The 15,802-nt window shown below is 65.6% G+C and carries 13 protein-coding genes; 4 read left to right on the top strand and 9 right to left on the bottom strand.

Features of this window, described 5'->3' with window-relative positions; all coding sequences use genetic code 11:
* Positions 1 to 16: 16 nt before the first annotated feature.
* Both J8I29_RS18520 and J8I29_RS18515 read right to left on the bottom strand, forming a co-directional pair.
* Positions 17 to 967 carry a helix-turn-helix domain-containing protein gene (locus J8I29_RS18520; RefSeq protein WP_105860338.1) on the bottom strand — a complete coding sequence of 317 codons (951 nt, stop codon included), beginning with the start codon at positions 965 to 967 and terminating at the stop codon, positions 17 to 19.
* Between the two features lie 109 nt (positions 968 to 1,076).
* Positions 1,077 to 1,946, bottom strand: a complete 870-nt coding sequence (locus J8I29_RS18515; RefSeq protein WP_105860337.1) for a DeoR/GlpR family DNA-binding transcription regulator — start codon at positions 1,944 to 1,946, stop codon at positions 1,077 to 1,079.
* A 314-nt stretch (positions 1,947 to 2,260) separates the two neighbouring features.
* On the opposite strand from J8I29_RS18515, the gene J8I29_RS18510 reads away from it, so the two are divergent.
* From J8I29_RS18510 to J8I29_RS18500, 3 genes are all read left to right on the top strand, one after another.
* Positions 2,261 to 3,640, top strand: coding sequence for an aspartate aminotransferase family protein (locus J8I29_RS18510; RefSeq protein WP_245197136.1), 1,380 nt, complete (start codon positions 2,261 to 2,263; stop codon positions 3,638 to 3,640).
* A 117-nt stretch (positions 3,641 to 3,757) separates the two neighbouring features.
* Positions 3,758 to 4,282: a hypothetical protein gene (locus tag J8I29_RS18505; RefSeq protein WP_209432781.1), complete on the top strand. Its 525-nt coding sequence runs from the start codon at positions 3,758 to 3,760 to the stop codon at positions 4,280 to 4,282.
* Between the two features lie 226 nt (positions 4,283 to 4,508).
* Positions 4,509 to 7,637 (top strand): LysM domain-containing protein, encoded by a 3,129-nt coding sequence (locus J8I29_RS18500; RefSeq protein ID WP_209432780.1) that lies wholly within the window; start codon positions 4,509 to 4,511, stop codon positions 7,635 to 7,637.
* Between the two features lie 161 nt (positions 7,638 to 7,798).
* Here the strand turns inward: J8I29_RS18500 and J8I29_RS18495 are convergent, their stop codons facing one another.
* The gene (locus J8I29_RS18495; RefSeq protein WP_209432779.1) at positions 7,799 to 8,842 is read right to left on the bottom strand and encodes an EscU/YscU/HrcU family type III secretion system export apparatus switch protein; all 1,044 of its coding nucleotides are present in this window, start codon (positions 8,840 to 8,842) and stop codon (positions 7,799 to 7,801) included.
* A 142-nt stretch (positions 8,843 to 8,984) separates the two neighbouring features.
* On the opposite strand from J8I29_RS18495, the gene J8I29_RS18490 reads away from it, so the two are divergent.
* Complete coding sequence (locus tag J8I29_RS18490) at positions 8,985 to 9,809, top strand: tetratricopeptide repeat protein (protein ID WP_209432778.1); 825 nt, start codon at positions 8,985 to 8,987, stop codon at positions 9,807 to 9,809.
* Positions 9,810 to 9,846: 37 nt separating this feature from the next.
* Here J8I29_RS18490 and J8I29_RS18485 read toward each other — a convergent pair whose 3' ends face one another.
* From J8I29_RS18485 to J8I29_RS18460, 6 genes are all read right to left on the bottom strand, one after another.
* A complete protein-coding gene (locus tag J8I29_RS18485; protein ID WP_209432777.1) occupies positions 9,847 to 10,320 on the bottom strand; it encodes a hypothetical protein in 474 nt (157 codons plus the stop codon).
* Positions 10,321 to 10,333: 13 nt separating this feature from the next.
* Positions 10,334 to 11,611 carry a type II and III secretion system protein family protein gene (locus J8I29_RS18480; protein ID WP_245443178.1) on the bottom strand — a complete coding sequence of 426 codons (1,278 nt, stop codon included), beginning with the start codon at positions 11,609 to 11,611 and terminating at the stop codon, positions 10,334 to 10,336.
* 144 nt (positions 11,612 to 11,755) lie between these two features.
* Complete coding sequence (gene sctV / locus J8I29_RS18475; protein ID WP_209432776.1) at positions 11,756 to 13,915, bottom strand: type III secretion system export apparatus subunit SctV; 2,160 nt, start codon at positions 13,913 to 13,915, stop codon at positions 11,756 to 11,758.
* The gene (locus J8I29_RS18470; protein ID WP_245443176.1) at positions 13,902 to 14,222 is read right to left on the bottom strand and encodes a hypothetical protein; all 321 of its coding nucleotides are present in this window, start codon (positions 14,220 to 14,222) and stop codon (positions 13,902 to 13,904) included. The genes sctV and J8I29_RS18470 overlap by 14 nt, the downstream gene beginning before the upstream one ends.
* 17 nt (positions 14,223 to 14,239) lie before the next feature.
* Positions 14,240 to 14,677 (bottom strand): hypothetical protein, encoded by a 438-nt coding sequence (locus J8I29_RS18465; RefSeq protein ID WP_105860330.1) that lies wholly within the window; start codon positions 14,675 to 14,677, stop codon positions 14,240 to 14,242.
* Entirely contained in the window at positions 14,674 to 15,705 is a 1,032-nt protein-coding gene (locus J8I29_RS18460) for an EscD/YscD/HrpQ family type III secretion system periplasmic domain-containing protein (RefSeq protein WP_209432775.1), read from the bottom strand. The genes J8I29_RS18465 and J8I29_RS18460 overlap by 4 nt, the downstream gene beginning before the upstream one ends.
* Positions 15,706 to 15,802 lie beyond the last annotated feature (97 nt).

The raw sequence follows: 15,802 nt of genomic DNA, 5'->3' as shown, positions 1-15,802 counted from the left end.
CACCCGGAAATCACGATCAGGGCGAAGCCTGCAGGGTGTGGCCTGTGAAACGGTGGCGCGGCAGGCGCTCCTGCGTCTCCACGGCAGGCAGTGGCGCCTTCGGCTCCGGCGTCTCCTGCGCGGCGCGGCGCGCATCCCGCGGCGCCATGTTGAACTGGCGGCTGAAGCTGCGGGAGAAATGCGAGACGTTCTTGAAGCCGACCTGATAGGCGATCTCCGAGACCGTCAGGCGTCCTCCTGGATCGGCCACAAGCAATTCATAGGCCCGCTGCAGGCGCCTGAGCTGCATGAACTGGCTGACCGTGGTGTCGTCGTCGTTGAACAGGCTGTAGAGATAGCTCAGCGAGATCCTGCTGCTGGCGGCGATCTTGCGCGGCGTCAGCTCCTGGTCGCCGAGATTCTTCTCGATGAACTCGAAGATGCGCCGCCGCAGGTGATAGCGCGCATTGCGCACATCGACGGTCGAACCGCGATCCTCCGCACCGATGGCGAGCGCCACGAAACTGAAGATCTCGGTGGCGAGCGCTTCCGGATTGGGCGGCGGACAATCGGCGAAGACCTCCGCGACACTGCGCAGCAGCTCCACCATGAGGCGGGTCATCTGCACATTGGCGCCGAAGCGGCGGCCGATGTGATCGTCGACGGATGTCAGCCGGCCCCGCAATTCCAACGTGGGAATGCGCAGCACCATGAGCGAGGCGTTCGCCGGGGCGGAAAACTCGTGGAACTCCATCTGGCTGAGCAGCACATATTCCCCCGCCCCCACACTGCCGGTGCGGCCGGCCTGCGCGTAGTGCAGCGTCCCGCTCAGGGGCACCAAGAGCATGTAGCAGGCTTCTCCCACGCCCTTGACCGGCTCGCAATTGCAGATCCGCTCCCCCTCGGCCTGCGTGATTTCCAGGGTTAGCCGGCCGATATGGATCGGCCGTGATGCCGCAGAGCGGGCGCGAGTGGCAGGATGATGCATGAGGTGGCCCCGTTCGGTCTGTATGGATGGTGTTCGGTCTTGTTGTCGTTCGGTCCGCATCGGGTGCGGCCCTGCCCTGTCGGTGGCTCTGCGGCCACCTTGGTGAGGGTCAGCGTGTCCCCTCCCCGGCATTCTCGTTGCGCGGACCGGCCACGATGATCTCGGTGCCGGCCTCCTTGAGACCACCGGCAAGCGAGCCTTGCGGCTGCCGATCGGTGACGAGGCGGTCGATCGCATCCCAGCGCGAGCAGATGGCAACGGCGAGCTGATCGAACTTGGCGTGATCGGCCACCACGATCGCCTCGGCCGCGCGCTGGACCATGGCGGCATAGACGGCGCCCGCCTCCTCGTCGGCATCGTAGATGCCGCGAGCCCCCAGGCCCGTCGCCCCGACAATGGCGCGATTGGCCTCGTAGCCATTGATGCTGGCGATGGTCTGCGAGCCCAGGAGATAGCCCTCGCTGGCGTGGAGGCGGCCGGCGCAGAACAGCACGCGGATGGTCGGATTGGTGCCGAGCGCCATCGCGGCGGCGAAGTCATGGGTGATGACGGTGATGTCGCGGTTGCGCGCGGCCAGGAAACGGGCGACGTGATAGGTGGTGGTGCCGCCGCCCAGCATCAGCACTTCCTTGGGCAGGATCATGGCGGACACGGCAGCGGCGATGGCTTCGCGCTCGGCGATCATCACATGGCGTCGATCGCTGCGCGAGGGTTCGTGCGCGAAGGGACGGGAAGCCCCGCCATAGGTGCGGTTGATCAGGCCCTGCTCATGCAGTTCGAGCAGGTCGCGCCGGATGGTCTCGCCGGAGACACCGAGCGCGGCGGCGAGTTCCGAGGCCCGCAAGGTCGGCGCGGCGGAAAGCTGCGCGATGATGCGCTGCTGGCGCACTTCCTTCGACAGTCGGTCCCGTTCCTGGCTTGGCTGAGCCGGACGGGGATATCTGTCTTCCTTCTCCGCGGACGGCGCATCGCTTGCCATCGATTACCCCACCGGTTGGCGTCGCTGCTGGAAATGGGACTTGGAGGCCCTCTCCTCCAATCTTGTCGCGATCGATGTGGAATGTCCACAAAAAATGCGGAACCTTCCTCACATCCACATGGTACCGCCGCGCCTTGAACTGTTCCGTTTCTTGACCAAATGGATAAAAACGATGTCGCTTTTCGTACAATCCTCGCAGCATTCCGAAAGGAGATGCCGATATTCTGCAAAATCTGTGCTGAGCGTGTTTGAAGATTGTGGAACCTCACACACAATTTGATGGTAGTTGCAAAGGTGCTCGTCTCCCCTTGAAGATGCCCGTCAGCCGCACCGGAACCCGCCTGGACCCTGCCATGCAGATCGAGAAGGAAATCCTCGCCCTCAACGCCTATGATCCGCAGGCGGCCGAGGCGGGTGACGAGCAGACGCGCCGTGCCGTGGCAAGGCGCCTCGGGACTTTCGGGCGCGGCGCCGTGCTGTTCTATCGCGAGCCAATCGAGGCGGTGAGCGCCGAGGGCGTGTGGATCCAGGGAGCGGACGGCAGGCGCTATCTCGACGTCTACAACAACGTCCCCTCCGTCGGGCATTGCCATCCGCGCGTGGTGGAGGCGATCAGGCGCCAGGTCGGCACGCTGAACATCCACACGCGCTATCTCAACGCGGTCGTCGACAGCTATGCCGAGCGCCTGCTGGCGAACCTGCCGGAGCCGATCGGCAATGTGGTTCTCACCTGCACCGGCAGCGAGGCCAACGACCTTGCCCTGCGGGTCGCCCGGGCGGCCACCGGCGGCAGCGGCTTTATCGTGAGCGAGATGGCCTATCACGGCAACACGGCGGCCGTGACCGACATCTCGCCGTCCTCGCGCCCCGGCCGCCCGCTGGCGCCCCATGTGCGTACCGTGCCGGCACCGGATTCCTATCGCAAGCCGGACGAACATCCCGGCAAGGCGATGGCAGCCGCCGTGAGCGAGGCGATCGCAGACATGGCGGACAAGGGCATCCGCTTTGCCGGCATGGTCGCCGACACCATCTTTTCGAGCGATGGCGTCCATGCCGATCCGCCCGGCCTGCTGGCACCGGTCGTCGCCGTCGTACACGCCCAGGGCGGCCTCTTCATCGCCGATGAGGTCCAGCCGGGTTTCGGGCGCACCGGCGACGCTCTCTGGGGCTTCCAGCGCCATGACATCGTTCCCGACATCGTCACCATGGGCAAGCCGATGGGCAACGGCTTCCCCATGGGCGGCATGGCACTGAGGCCGGATCTGCTCACCGCCTTCAACGCCAGCGACAAATATTTCAACACGTTCGGCGGTAACCCCGTGGCTGCTGCCGCGGGCCTCGCCGTGCTCGATATTATCAGGGACGAAGGCCTCATCGAGAATGCCCGCGATGTCGGCCGCTATCTGCGCGACGGCCTGCGGGAAATCGCCAACCGCCATCTCACCATCGGCGAAGTACGCGGCGCGGGGTTGTTCATCGGCCTGGAATTCGTGACGGACCGCGAAAGCAAGACGCCGGCGCCGGAAACGGCGAGCGCCATGATCAACGGCCTGCGCGAGCGCGGTGTCCTGATCGGCGCCGCCGGCGCCTGTGGCAACACGCTGAAGATCCGGCCTCCCCTCTGCTTCGGCAAGGAGCATGCCGATGCCTTCGTCGACCATTGCGACGCCGTGCTGAACCGGATCCAAGGCTGAAATGCGACTTCTCGGCCGCTAAAATCAGGGGCGAGGCCTCGCGGGCAGCCTCAGGCCTCACTTACTCCACACCGGGGTGATCACATTTGTGCAACCATGGAGGAGTAGGAGCGAGTCATGCATAGTTCGTCTCTCGTCATGATCTTGTCGCTGTCGCTTGCGGCAGCAACATCGGCATCAGCTCAGATGCTCGGCGAGAAATATACGCGGTATCCCGACCAGCCTGCCTGCACGCTTTTCGTCTCCCTCGACAAGATCAAGGCGGGGCGCCCGCTTCCTTCCGATTGCATCAAACTGCGGCGATTCCAGAAGGTGACCTATCAGCGCAATGTCGGGGGCTACGAGGTCGTGGATGTCGGCGGCCGCATCTATTTCACCTTCGGAAACTGCAACTACGCCGGCAATACAAGCCCTTCGAAGAGCTGCTTCACCTTCAGGTCCAATGCCGCTGACATGAAGGCAGACGATGTCAAATCCGCCGAACGCAAGGCGGCGGACACCAAGCGACGCCTGGACAAATGCCTGGAGATGGGGGCACCGCTTCGCTCCGCCGACCAAAAGGCTACGCCGCGAAACTGCGCCTCCCTTGCCGCGACATACAGATACGACAAGAAGAATCTGGATCGAATTCGCGCCCAGTGAAGTGCCTGCCGCAGGCGGCGCTCGACCTCTTCGGGCCTTTGCGCGCAACGGCGTGTCGGATGCACACGCCTCGCAGGACCTGCCGGACCCTCGCCAAATAGGTCCGGCGTGTCATCAAACCATCATCCACCCCCGGCCATATTACCATCCACAAACTGGCCGCGCGCCCGCTCGCGGCGGACGCGCTGCTGCCATGGCACGACTGATCTTGGCGGGGTGATGAAGCATGTCTTATCGCATAGATCCGAACGCACGGTTTCGCTTCGACCCGATCCGGAATGTGAGCTTCGCGCTGCCCCCGCAGCAGCAGAAATTCTTCGAATCGCAGATCGACAAGGCCGTGCGCGAACGGGCCGATGCCGGCGGGCCCAAGCAGCTCGACCCGAAGACGGAGAAGACGGTCGTCGTCGAAAAGGGCGACAGCCTGTGGAAGATCGCCGCGGAGAGCAATGTGAAGTTTGCGGACCTCCTCGCGGCCAACAAGGGCCATTTCGACGCCAATGGCGAGGCGATTCACCCCAATGATGTGATCATCGTCCCGGAGAGCGCGCCCGAGCTGGTCGCCAGGTCCCCGGCCGGCGCCGATGGCGCACCGAGCGGAGAGAAGGCCTTCCTCGACGATCTCTATGGCCAGGGCAACAAACTCGCTTACCAGGACGACATCTCCCTGCAGGAGCTGGATGCCGGCCGCGCGGCGATCAAGGCCGATATCGGGACCTATCTCGATGCCCTGCCGCCGTCCCAGCGCCAGGCAGCCGCGTTGCGGATCGCCGGCTATGACTGGTCGGACGGCGGGCCGGCCAAGGCCAGTGCCGAAGCGGCAATCCGCGAACGCGGCCTCGAGAGTGATCCGGAGGAGGCCTTTGCAAAAGGCCTCTACGAACGCGGCAACAAGGGCGCTGATTCCGACGACCCCACCTATGATTTCGCGGCCGAGCAAAAACAACTCACGGCCGATACCAAGGCCTATCTGGCCGGCTTGCCGGAGGCAGAGCGGCCGGCCGCCCTGCAGCGCCTCTTCGACCGCGACTGGACGGATGGCGGTCCTGCGCTGAGCGCGATCGAGGCCGCCGGCAAGGAGCTGGGCATTGCCCTGCGCCCGTCCGGCCATGCCGGGCCGCAGGTGGAAGCAGCCGCTCGCAAGATCATCGATGAAGCCAATACCGCGGGCAGCCCAGGCGACGCCTTCAAGAAACTGGCCGAGGCTTACGCCAAGGCGACACCCGAGGTGAGGCAGGCCATCGCGAATTCGCAGGATGTGCTGCCCCTCATCCAGGCAGCAGCCGACCAGGCAACGCAGCCGTTGAAGAACTATGACCCCAAGACGGCGACCAGCGACCAGGGCGATGCCGCGACGGTGATGTACAATCTGCGCGGCCTGGTGGACAAGGCCGACCCCGACCTGGCGGTCAGGCTGATGCAGGCTGCCCTGCCCACCATCGAGGCCGCCAATGCCACGCGCCAGCGCGAGATCGGCACCGATCTCATCGGCATGGAAGGCCTGTCGAACCTGATGGCGATCATCGACAAGATCGGCGATGCTCCGGGCGCTTCGGCAGTCGTCGAACGCTTCGCCGAGATCGGAAGCTACAACATCAATTCCATCCCCCAGGCCATCGCCAACGGCTCGCGCCTGGATTACCCCCTCGCCCTCGGCTATCCCGTCGATGAGACCATCACGCCCAATGTGCAGCAATTCGCGGCCGGCACCGTGAACAAGGATGTCGACGCCTATCTGGAACACACCAAGGAGCTGCAATATCTGATCGCCAGCAAGGGTCCGCTGATGACGCCCGAGCAGCTCACCCAGGCCATCGCCGACTACAAGACGGGCAAGGGCACGCAATGGCAGCAGAAGGAGCAGGATCTCGCCGCCCAGGTCCGCGAGGACGGCAAGAAGCTCCTGGTCCAGATCGACCAGCTGGGCCATCTGCCGCCCGAACTCGCCTCGTATCAGAAGCATGCCAACGACACGGTCGCCAAGCTGCTCGCCGACGACAAGACCGCGATGGCGCTCAACATGACGCTGACGCAGGAGCCGGCCCTGCTCGGCCTGCCCAAGTTCGATAAGCTCGCAGGCACGCTGCGCCTGACCGACCGCGGCCGCAAGATCGTCGAGGAAGCTGCAACCCAGCTGATCCGGCGCACCGTGATCCCTAGCTTCGCCGATTTCGACCCAGGCAATCCGGCAACGTTCAAGAAGGTCGACGATGCGCTCGTCTCCTTCAAGGACGGCAGCATGGCCAGGATGCTCGGCATCAAGCAGGGTGATCTCGACAAGGCCATCAAGCTGGTCGAGGATTCACTGCCAAAAGCCGGGGACGCCCCCGCCGAGGTGGAGCGCAAGATGCGCCAGCTCAATGCGGGGCTGGACGACATCACCGACAGGGATGGCATCAAGGCCTTCAGGAACGACACGACGCCAGGCAAGATCCTGCGCATCATCGGCGCCGCCGCCACCCTGGCGGGCCTGGCCAATTCCGGCGTCAATTTTGCCAACAACCCCACCTGGAAGGGTGGGCTCAAAATGGTGATCGACGCCGCCGGCGTCAGCCAGCGCGTGATCGAAATCTCGCACGGCTTTGGCCTTCTCTCGGGCGGCAACAAATCGGTTGAGGTCTTCGGATCCAGCAGCAAGCCGGCCGTGAAGGTGCTCGGTGCCGTGGGCGCGGTCTTCGATGTCTGGAACGCCGTCGATTATTTCAAGGCGGGCGACCCGGCGATGGGCAGCCTCTCCCTCGTCGCCGGCGGCGGCACGGTGATGGCGGCGCTCGGCACCGGCACCGCCTTCGGCCCGATCGGGCTCGCGGTCGTCATCGGCGCCGTAATCGCCCAGTTCGTCGTGGCAGGCAACCGCGACAACCACGAATTCGAAACCGCCGACGCGACCGCCTTCCTCGAGCATGCCGGCCTGTCGGAAGAGGCCGCCACCGCCCTGAGGAACCAGAGCCGCGAAGGCTACAGCCCCGTGCCCCTCCTCATCCAATATGGCGAGCTCAAGGGCTTCAAGATGAACGATACCGCCAGCCGGCAGGCCTTCATCGACTGGATCAACGCCATGCCCGAGGCGGCGCGCGACACGCTGGTGAGCAACCTGCACCATACGCTCGCCGGCCTTAAGGGCGATGCCTCCAAGCTGCCGCAGACGTCGTCGTCCGACTCAGCCTATACGGATCCCTCGCGCTTCAATGCCAAGGAGGATTTCACGGCTCCCGACGATTACGGTTCGGGCGAGGTCACCGTCCACATCGACAATACCGCCTCCAAGGTTCGCAAGGGCGAAGCCGGGCCGGCTTCGGTCGCGCAGATCGATGTCGCGCTTGCGGCACTCGGCATCGCCATTCCCGTGGCCTGACCGGTTCTGGAGAAACGCTCCCGTCGAAGCCGAAGTCACAACTGGCGCGCCGCCGTAGTCCGACAGATGCACGTTCCCAACGAGGCGCTCGGTCGACATTGTCCGAGTTCGTCGACCGAAGGTCGACATTCCGAATTCCGTTCAAATGGAGATTGCTACTGCTAGACCAGCCCGTTCTTGACCAGATGGGCGACGATGGCCGGGAAATAGTCCGGCTCGACATAGGCGCCGGGAGCCGTGCGCGCGAACAGGGCCTCGGCCAGGGCCGCATCCTCGACGATCGTCAGATCAAGGTCGCGGGCTTGCGCACGTAGGCCCGCCACGGCCGCCCCTTCGCCCTTGCCGACGAGGACCGGGACGGGTGTTTCGCCGCGCACATAGCGCAGGCCCACCAGATGGTCCCGGCCCGCGACGACCAGCACCGCATTGGCGAGGCCGAGCCTGTAGGGCCGACCGGCCACGTCGCGGCGCTGGCGCTGAAGTTCCTGACGAATCTGAGGATCGCCCTCCAAATCCTTGTGCTCGCGCTTATATTCCGTTTTCGTCATTCGCATGTCGCGCAGAAAGAGGCCGCGCTGGATCGGCACGTCGATGAGGCCGACGACGATGAAGGCAAGCGCGGCCGCTGCCCCCAGGGGCGTGAGGATGGCGAGCAGTGTCGGCTCGAGGCAGGACTGGCCGCAGCCGGGAACCTCGAAGAGCGGCTGCAGCCACGCCGCCATGATCGCGACGAACACGGCCGCCAGCAGCAGCGTCTTCATCAGGCTCTTGGCGAATTCGACGACATTGCGCATGGAGGCGATGCGCTTCAGGCCCTTGGCCGGATTGACATGCTCGAATTGCGGCTTCAGCGGCTCGAAGGAAAAGACCGGGCCACGCGTTGCGATGGTACTGACCAGGATCGTCACGGAGACCACGACCCCCGCCAGCGGCGCCACGATGGTGAGAAGCGTAAGCATCGCCTGGTGAATCAGGGCGCTGGCGGCCGGGGCGAAGGGCGCCGATTGGGCGCTCGCCACAAGCTCGGCGAATTGCTTGATGCGATCCATGATGCCGGAGCCGGCGATATAGAGGAATGCCAGCGCCGCGAAGATCGAAAAGCCCGAAACCAGGTCCCGGCTGTTGGAAACCTGACCCTTGCGTCGTGCATCGCGCAGTTTCTTTTCCGAAGCGGGAAGCTTTTTCTCTTCGCTTTCCTGCGACATGTCAGCGCCCTATACCATGCGCGAGCACGCTATTTCCTGCGCGGCTTTGCGCGGCTCCAAGGTTCCTCGTGGATGACCTGCGTATATGGTTTCCGCGCCAGGAGGCTTGCGATATGATCCCGCGGCTTTCAGGAGGATCGGCATGCGGCTGCGCACGGCGTTTTGTCCCGTCTTTGCGATGATGGTGCTTTCGGCCTGCACCACGGCGCATAATGCCAACACGCCCGCTGTCGGTCTCGGCAGTGCTTCGAACACCCAATCCTCTCGCCTGATGCGGCTGGCCGCCGATGTCGAGTCGCATGGCGACAAAGGAACCGCACTCGCCCTCTATGAACGGGCAGCCGCCGCGCCCGACGCCTCCGCGACGGCCAATGTCGAGGTCGGCGATGCCTATGTGCGGGCCGGCTCCTACCCCAATGCGATAAGCGCCTACCGCACCGCGCTGGCGAAATCGCCGAAGGACGGCAAGGCCCTCGTCGGTCTGGGCTCGGCCATGATGGCGACCGGCGACAACGAGGCCGGGCTCCGCGCCCTCGGCGAAGGCGCTGAGATCGTCAACACGTCCAGCGCCTATAATCGGCTCGGCGTGGCGCAGACCGTGGCCGGCCAGACCGGCGCGGCCGAGGCCTCCTTCTCGCGCGCCCTTGCCTTGTCGCCCTCGGACCTCGACATCAAGGCCAACATGGCGCTCGCCGCGTCCCTCGCCGGCGACGCATCGAAGGCGATGCCGTTCATCCAGCAGGTCGCGGCCGCTCCGGACGCGCAATTGCATCACAAGCGTAACCTCGTGGTCTGCTACGGCCTGCTGGGTCAGGACAGCCAGGTCCGCGCCGCCCCGCCCGTCGGTCTTTCCAGCGGCGAGGTCGACGCGCTGCTGGCCCGCACCCGCTCGATCCGCGCCAAGGCCAGCCCCAAGGAGCGCGCCGAGGCGCTCGGCCTGATGAATAGCGCGGCCAGCGCCAGCTAAGCCATGGCCTGATGCTTCCCTGGACCGGGATCCGATCCTAGTCGGAGGACTGCTGCGTCGCACTGCCGCCGGCACCGCCGAGATTTTCCGATGAGGATGCATCCCCCTCTTTCTCCCCCAGCAGATATTTTCGCGCCGCACGCGCAGTCGTGACCCCGGCGGCCGGACCCATGCGTCGGCCTTCGACGAGGTCACTCTGCCTTTCGGTCATGCGCTGCAAATTGTAGGCATTGGCGCAGCCCGGCGGCAGGTGGGCCCCGAGATCGGGCATGGCCGCTTCCACCGTGCCCCAGGCCGGTCGCTGGACATCGGCCGGCGGTCCGAGGCAGGCATCGGGCACCAGCACCGAGCCTGTCGCACCCTTGGCCGAACCATGGCCCGCATTGGTCGCCACATAGCTGTAGCCGGGCGAATAATCGGCCGTGGGACCCGCCGAGCAGCCGGCCAATGCGATCAGGCCGAGCAACGCCATGCCCCGACAAAGGCCGGCCCGCAGGAAATTCGCGTGCATGCTGCCGTCCTTCCTATTTCACGATGAGGCCCATGCCGGCGGTGTTCGCCGGCTTGCGGGCCTTCTTGTTTCGGGCCGGCCGGTCGATCGGCGTGGCAAGGTCATGGCTTCGCACCGGCTGGACGAGATAGGGCGTGACCAGGATCACCAGCTCGGTTTCCTCGCGCTGGAAACGCTCGGACTGGAAGAGCGTGCCGAGCACCGGCACGTCGCCCAGGAAGGGGAATTTCTGCAGGCTCTTGGCAAATCTCTGCTGGAACAACCCCGCAATCGCGAAGGTCTGCCCGCTTGCCACCTCCACCGTGGTGTCTGCCCGCCGCACCACGAAGCTCGGCAGGTTGAAGCCGTTGAGGCTGACGCCGCCGGAATCGGAGATCGAACTGACCTCCGGCTTGACGTGGATGGCGATGTGGTTGTTGGGGAGCAGCGTCGGGGTGAAGTTGAGCGAGACGCCGAAGGACTTGTATTCGACCGTCACGGTATCGCGGCTTTGCGGGATCGGCACGGGAATTTCGCCGCCGGCGAGGAAGCTCGCCGTCTGGCCCGTGACCGCGGTCAGGTTCGGCTCGGCCAGGATCTTGACGATACCGTTGCGCTGCAGCGCCTCGATGAGCGCACTGACATTGACGGCATTGGATCGCAGGCCAAGCCCGAGATTGCCGCCGCCTTCGCTCACGCCGCCGGTCTTCAACAGGCCGAAGGAGAAGTTCCCCGAGGTGGCGAAGACGCCCCAATCGACGCCGAAGGACAGCAGTTCGGAGCGCGAGACCTCGGCAAAGCGCACGCGTATGTTGATCTGCTGCGAGCCGGAGATGGTGGTGTCGTTGATCGGCGGCCGGTCCGGCTGCGAATAGGTGCGCGCGACATCGTCGGTATCGAGCGCCTCGTCGACGCTGCCGGCATTGCCGCTGGCGACGATGCGGTCCCCGAAAATGGTGAGATTGGTCGCCCCGCGCGGCTGCATCACCTTCTGGGCCCGCTGGGCGGGCCTGGGATCGGTGCTGACCCGGAATTCCGTGGTCGCCTCGACCTTCTGGTCGGCCGTCACCGCGATCAGGTTGGTCAGGCCCGGCTTCAGCCCGAAAACATAGACCAGTTGCGGCGAGACGATCTGCAGGTCCGCGATGGTGGTATCGGCGACCAGCACGGATTCGACCGGCTGCTTGAAGCGAAACAGGCGTCCCTGCCCCACGGCGAGGTCGACGCTGGGCTTGCTCGGCAGGCTGGTCATGGTCTGGGCATGGGCGCCTTGCACCAGGCCCAGCAGGAGAAGCGCGAAAGCGGCAAGCACGGCCAGTTGCCGATACAGGTAAGACCAACCGATTTCCGGGGCGAAGCCTGATGCATGTGAGATCATGCAAAGGCCGGCCCTGCCGTGACTTGTCATTCCGTTCCTCTCCTGTCGTCTGTCGATGGCGCCCGTGCCTGCCCCGTGTCAGGCGGCCCCCTCATGTTGTTTGGCCGGGCGGGTGGTGGCGAGCGAGGGCCGGGCAGCGCCCTGGCCCTGCAGGCTTGTGATGGTCGCGAGCGGCTGCACGTTGAATTCGGGCGCAAGCTCCTGATAGGACAGAACCGCGAGTTCGATGCCGTGCTGAGCCAGGAAGGCGCGCATGTGGCGCCGGACGTCTCCCGCCGCCAGGATGACCGGCGCAGCATCCGGCGCGGTTTCCCGAAGAGCCCGCCCGATCTGCGCGACGATGGATTGGGCCTGCTCCTCCGGCAGGCCGGCAAAGCCGCCGGTCGCCGCCGATTGCTGGCCGGCGCGCAGCAGTTCCTCCGCCGAGGGCTGCATCACATAGGCGGCGATGACGCGGTTGCGGTCGGCGGCGCGGAAGCTGATCTGCCTTTTCAGGGCGACGCGCACATGCTCGGCAAGCAGGGCCGGGTCCTGCTCGTGGCCACCCGCTTCCACCAAGGCTTCCAGAATGATGCGCAGATTGCGGATCGGCACGTTTTCCGCCACCAAGCGGCGCAACACTTCGGCAATTTTCTGCAACGGCACGGCTTCGCGCGCTTCCCTGACCAGTTCGCCGTAATCTTCCTCGGCTTCCGACAGCAGGGCCCGGGTTTCCTGGATGCCGACGAAATGCCCGGCATAGCGCTTCAACATCTCCTCGGCCCATCTGCCGACGACTTCGCCCGGGCCGAAGGAAGCCAGCCCGGCCCCGGCCAGCGCCGGCGCTGCACCGGCATCGACCCACACCGCATTCTCCCGCGGTCCGGCAGGACGCTCCTCATAGTCAAGGCCCAGCAAGGCGAGGTTGGCGGCGTCCCCCTCGACCTTGATGCGCCCTTCGGGCAGATCCGCCTCGAGGACCGGCGCCTCCTCCACGTCGATGCGGATATGCTGCCCCGGCAAGGCCGGGTCTTCATAGACGCCGATCCGGGGCAGTTCGACGCCCAGATCGTCATAGAGGCGCTGGCGAATGCCGCCCACATATTCATCCAGCGCAGCCCTCTCAAGCAGCGTGCCCTTGCCGTAGCGGACCAGAATCCGGGTCGAAGGCAGGGTCTCCTGCCCTTCCGCTGCCGCAAGGGAGCCGGAAGCCATGCCGGACCGCGCGACATCGGAGGCGATCGCGGAAGCGGCCCGCTCCGCGTCCTTCGTCCCCTTGGCGTTACGATGCAGGGCATAGGCACCGGCGCCCAATATGGCGGCGAGGATCAGGAAGATGATGGTTGGGAAGCCGGGCACGAGGCTGAGACCGGCCAGGATGACCGCCGCCAGGCCAAGCGTGCGCGAATCGCGCAGCAACTGCCCGGCGATCTGGCCGCCGAGATCGCCTTCCCCGTCCGCTCCGGCGACCCGCGTGATCATGGTGCCCGAGGCCACCGCCACCAGAAGGGCCGGGATCTGCGCGACCAGACCGTCGCCCACGGTCAGCAGGGCATAGGTGGAGGCCGCCACGCCCATCGACATGCCGTGCTGCAGGGTCCCGACCGCAATACCGCCGATCAGGTTGACCAGGATGATGACGATGCCGGCGATGACGTCGCCCTTGACGAATTTCATGGCGCCGTCCATGGCGCCGAAGAGCTGGCTCTCGCGTTCGAGGCGCTGGCGGAGCCGGCGCGCCTCCGTCTTGTCGATGTCGCCGTTGCGCAACTCGGCGTCGATGCTCATCTGCTTGCCGGGCAGGGCATCCAGGGTGAAGCGCGCGGCGACTTCCGCGACCCGCTCCGCGCCCTTGGCGATGACCAGGAACTGCGCGATGGTGATGATCAGGAACACCACCAGTCCCACGGCGATGCTGCCGCCGACCACGAAGGTGCCGAATGCGGTGATGATCTGGCCGGCATCGGCCTGCAGCAGGATGAGGCGGGTCGTGGTGATGGTGATGGCGAGGCGAAACAGCGTCGCCACCAGAATGACGGACGGCAGCGACGAGAAATCCAGCGGATGGGTGACGTAGAGCGCGGCGAGCAGCACCAGCACGCTGATCGCGATATTGATGGTGATCAGCACGTCGACCAGTTCGGTCGGCAGCGGGATGAGCATCATGATCACCGCGACCAGCATCATGATCGCGATGACGAGATCGGCGCGTTTGGCGGCCTTGGCAAGGAACGTCAGAATGCGGTCAGGCATGGTCATTCAGCTCTCGTTGCGCAAGAAAATCCTGAAAGGACCGCCGCGCTTCCACCGGGCGCCCCGCCGCCAGCAGGGCCCTGCCCTTGAGCAGGGCGAGGGCGGGGTGAGCCGCGCTTTCCAGTTCCTCCAGCCTTTCGATCGTGGTGAGCGCCTTGCCTGCCTCGCCGCCCAGCACGAGCAGATGAGCCAGGGTCTGCAGGACTTCCGCATTCGCCGGCTCGAGCTGGGCCGCGATCAGAAGATAGGCCGTGCCGCGCTTGACCTGGCCGTGGCGGCCATAGAGATAGCCCAGCAGGTGCAGCAGTTTCACGGTGTCCTGCCGGTCGGTCAGCTGTCGGTTTCCTTCTGCAGCCGTGCCATCAGGTCGCGATGACGTTCGATTTCCTCTTCCATCAGCGATTGGGCGAGGCTGCGCAGTTGGTCTCCCCCCTCCAGTTGGGGCACCAGGTCGGAAATGCAGTAGCGCAGAATAGGCACCGAGCGGCGCAGGATGGCCGAGCCGGCTCCCTTGGGCATGATGAAGTCCTGGAGTTCGTCGTCGAGGGAGCGCTTAGCCGATGGCCCCGCCGCTTTGCCTGCTGATCGCGCCGCCGTTTCCGAACGCTCGCTCCTGCCCGCCTTGCCGGTTTCTTCGGAGCGTGACTCGATCGAATGCAGCCGCCGCCGGTTGACGGCAGGCCCCTGCAACCCCTTGACGTTCGTCTCCTGGCCGGACGAACCGAGATTGGGGGCATCGAGGCGAATGGCATCCAGTCGTCGGGTCATCGGTATTTCAAGGTCAGCGTGGAGCCGTTCTTGGCCAGCCGCAGGCCATCCTCGCCGATCTTCTCGATGATCCAGCCGCCGGTGACGAAAGCCCCTTCATGGTAGCGCGCACCATCGCTGGCGATGACATAGGGCCGATCCCCGAACCAGATCGCCCGCAATGTGAGCGGGGGCGACTGCACCGGCTTGCCCGTCTCCACCCGCGAGACGAGCGGAACGCGGTCGCCATAGGCCTGGTCATAGCGGGCCTGGACGTCCCGCCAGGCCTCCCCCTGCTGCGCCGGCAGCGCGCCGGAAACGACAAGGCGGTCTTTTTCGGCGGTGATCGTGAGGTTGGAGAATCCGGCATCGGCCAAACGGCCCGCCAGCTCGTCGCGGGCCCGGCTCGCCAGGGCGGCCGTGCCGGTCAGGCTCACGGCCGCCGGCTGCGCGGCCGGTTTTTCGGAATTGGCCGCAAGCGGTTGCGGCTCTTCGGCCCGATGAGCCTGGGAGGAAAATGCCGTGGCGCTCGGCAGGCCGTTCAGGGCGAGCGAGGCTCCCACCACCGCGAAGATGATCGCGCCGCTGGCGAACAGCAACCGCCCGAGCCACGTCCCGCCGCCCAAACGCGTCGCCACCGCCGATCGACGGCGGGAACCCAGGCGAAACCGCGCCTCGCCGATGCCGACTTCGAGCGGCAGGCGGCAGCGGCGGCCATGGCCTTCGGGCAGAACTTCCGCCTTTGGAAGGGTGAGCGCCCCGCCGACGGCCTCGATTTCCACCCGGCGCCCGCGGCAGCGCAGGCGCGCATGAACAGGCGCGATCCCCGCATCTCTCAGGACGATGTCGGCATCCGTTCCCGAGCCAATCGTATAGTCGACCTCGTCCAGGGCGAGACTGGCCCCCCTGTGGAGGCCGTCGGTCACCTGGAAATCCACGGCCGATTCGGGCTCGAACCGGGTCTCGTTCACATCCGCGGCCGGCGGTGGCGAGGGCCGACGCAGGGCATGCGCCTCACCTTGAGCCTTGTCGATCAATCCGGTGGGCATCGATCCAGTCCCCAATCCCCAATCGAAGCCTTCCTTCCGATCTGCGCCTTCGGAAAGCGGCTCCGACAATGCGGTTCAAGCGCCGCCGGCCCCGGCC

It is taken from the genome of Labrys sp. LIt4, from assembly GCF_017813775.1.
Classification (GTDB): Bacteria; Pseudomonadota; Alphaproteobacteria; order Rhizobiales; family Labraceae; genus Labrys; species Labrys okinawensis_A.
The sequence above is the reverse complement of the archived record's forward strand: the minus strand, read 5'-3'. Positions and strand labels throughout refer to the sequence as shown.

Excerpts from the sequence above, each read along its gene's own strand:
- J8I29_RS18520 (WP_105860338.1), bottom strand. The coding sequence starts at position 967 with ATGCATCATCCTGCCACTCGCGCCCGCTCTGCGGCATCACGGCCGATC.
- J8I29_RS18515 (WP_105860337.1), bottom strand. The coding sequence starts at position 1,946 with ATGGCAAGCGATGCGCCGTCCGCGGAGAAGGAAGACAGATATCCCCGT.
- J8I29_RS18510 (WP_245197136.1), top strand. The coding sequence starts at position 2,261 with ATGCCCGTCAGCCGCACCGGAACCCGCCTGGACCCTGCCATGCAGATC.
- J8I29_RS18505 (WP_209432781.1), top strand. The coding sequence starts at position 3,758 with ATGCATAGTTCGTCTCTCGTCATGATCTTGTCGCTGTCGCTTGCGGCA.
- J8I29_RS18500 (WP_209432780.1), top strand. The coding sequence starts at position 4,509 with ATGTCTTATCGCATAGATCCGAACGCACGGTTTCGCTTCGACCCGATC.
- J8I29_RS18495 (WP_209432779.1), bottom strand. The coding sequence starts at position 8,842 with ATGTCGCAGGAAAGCGAAGAGAAAAAGCTTCCCGCTTCGGAAAAGAAA.
- J8I29_RS18490 (WP_209432778.1), top strand. The coding sequence starts at position 8,985 with ATGCGGCTGCGCACGGCGTTTTGTCCCGTCTTTGCGATGATGGTGCTT.
- J8I29_RS18485 (WP_209432777.1), bottom strand. The coding sequence starts at position 10,320 with ATGCACGCGAATTTCCTGCGGGCCGGCCTTTGTCGGGGCATGGCGTTG.
- sctV (WP_209432776.1), bottom strand. The coding sequence starts at position 13,915 with ATGACCATGCCTGACCGCATTCTGACGTTCCTTGCCAAGGCCGCCAAA.
- J8I29_RS18465 (WP_105860330.1), bottom strand. The coding sequence starts at position 14,677 with ATGACCCGACGACTGGATGCCATTCGCCTCGATGCCCCCAATCTCGGT.
- J8I29_RS18460 (WP_209432775.1), bottom strand. The coding sequence starts at position 15,705 with ATGCCCACCGGATTGATCGACAAGGCTCAAGGTGAGGCGCATGCCCTG.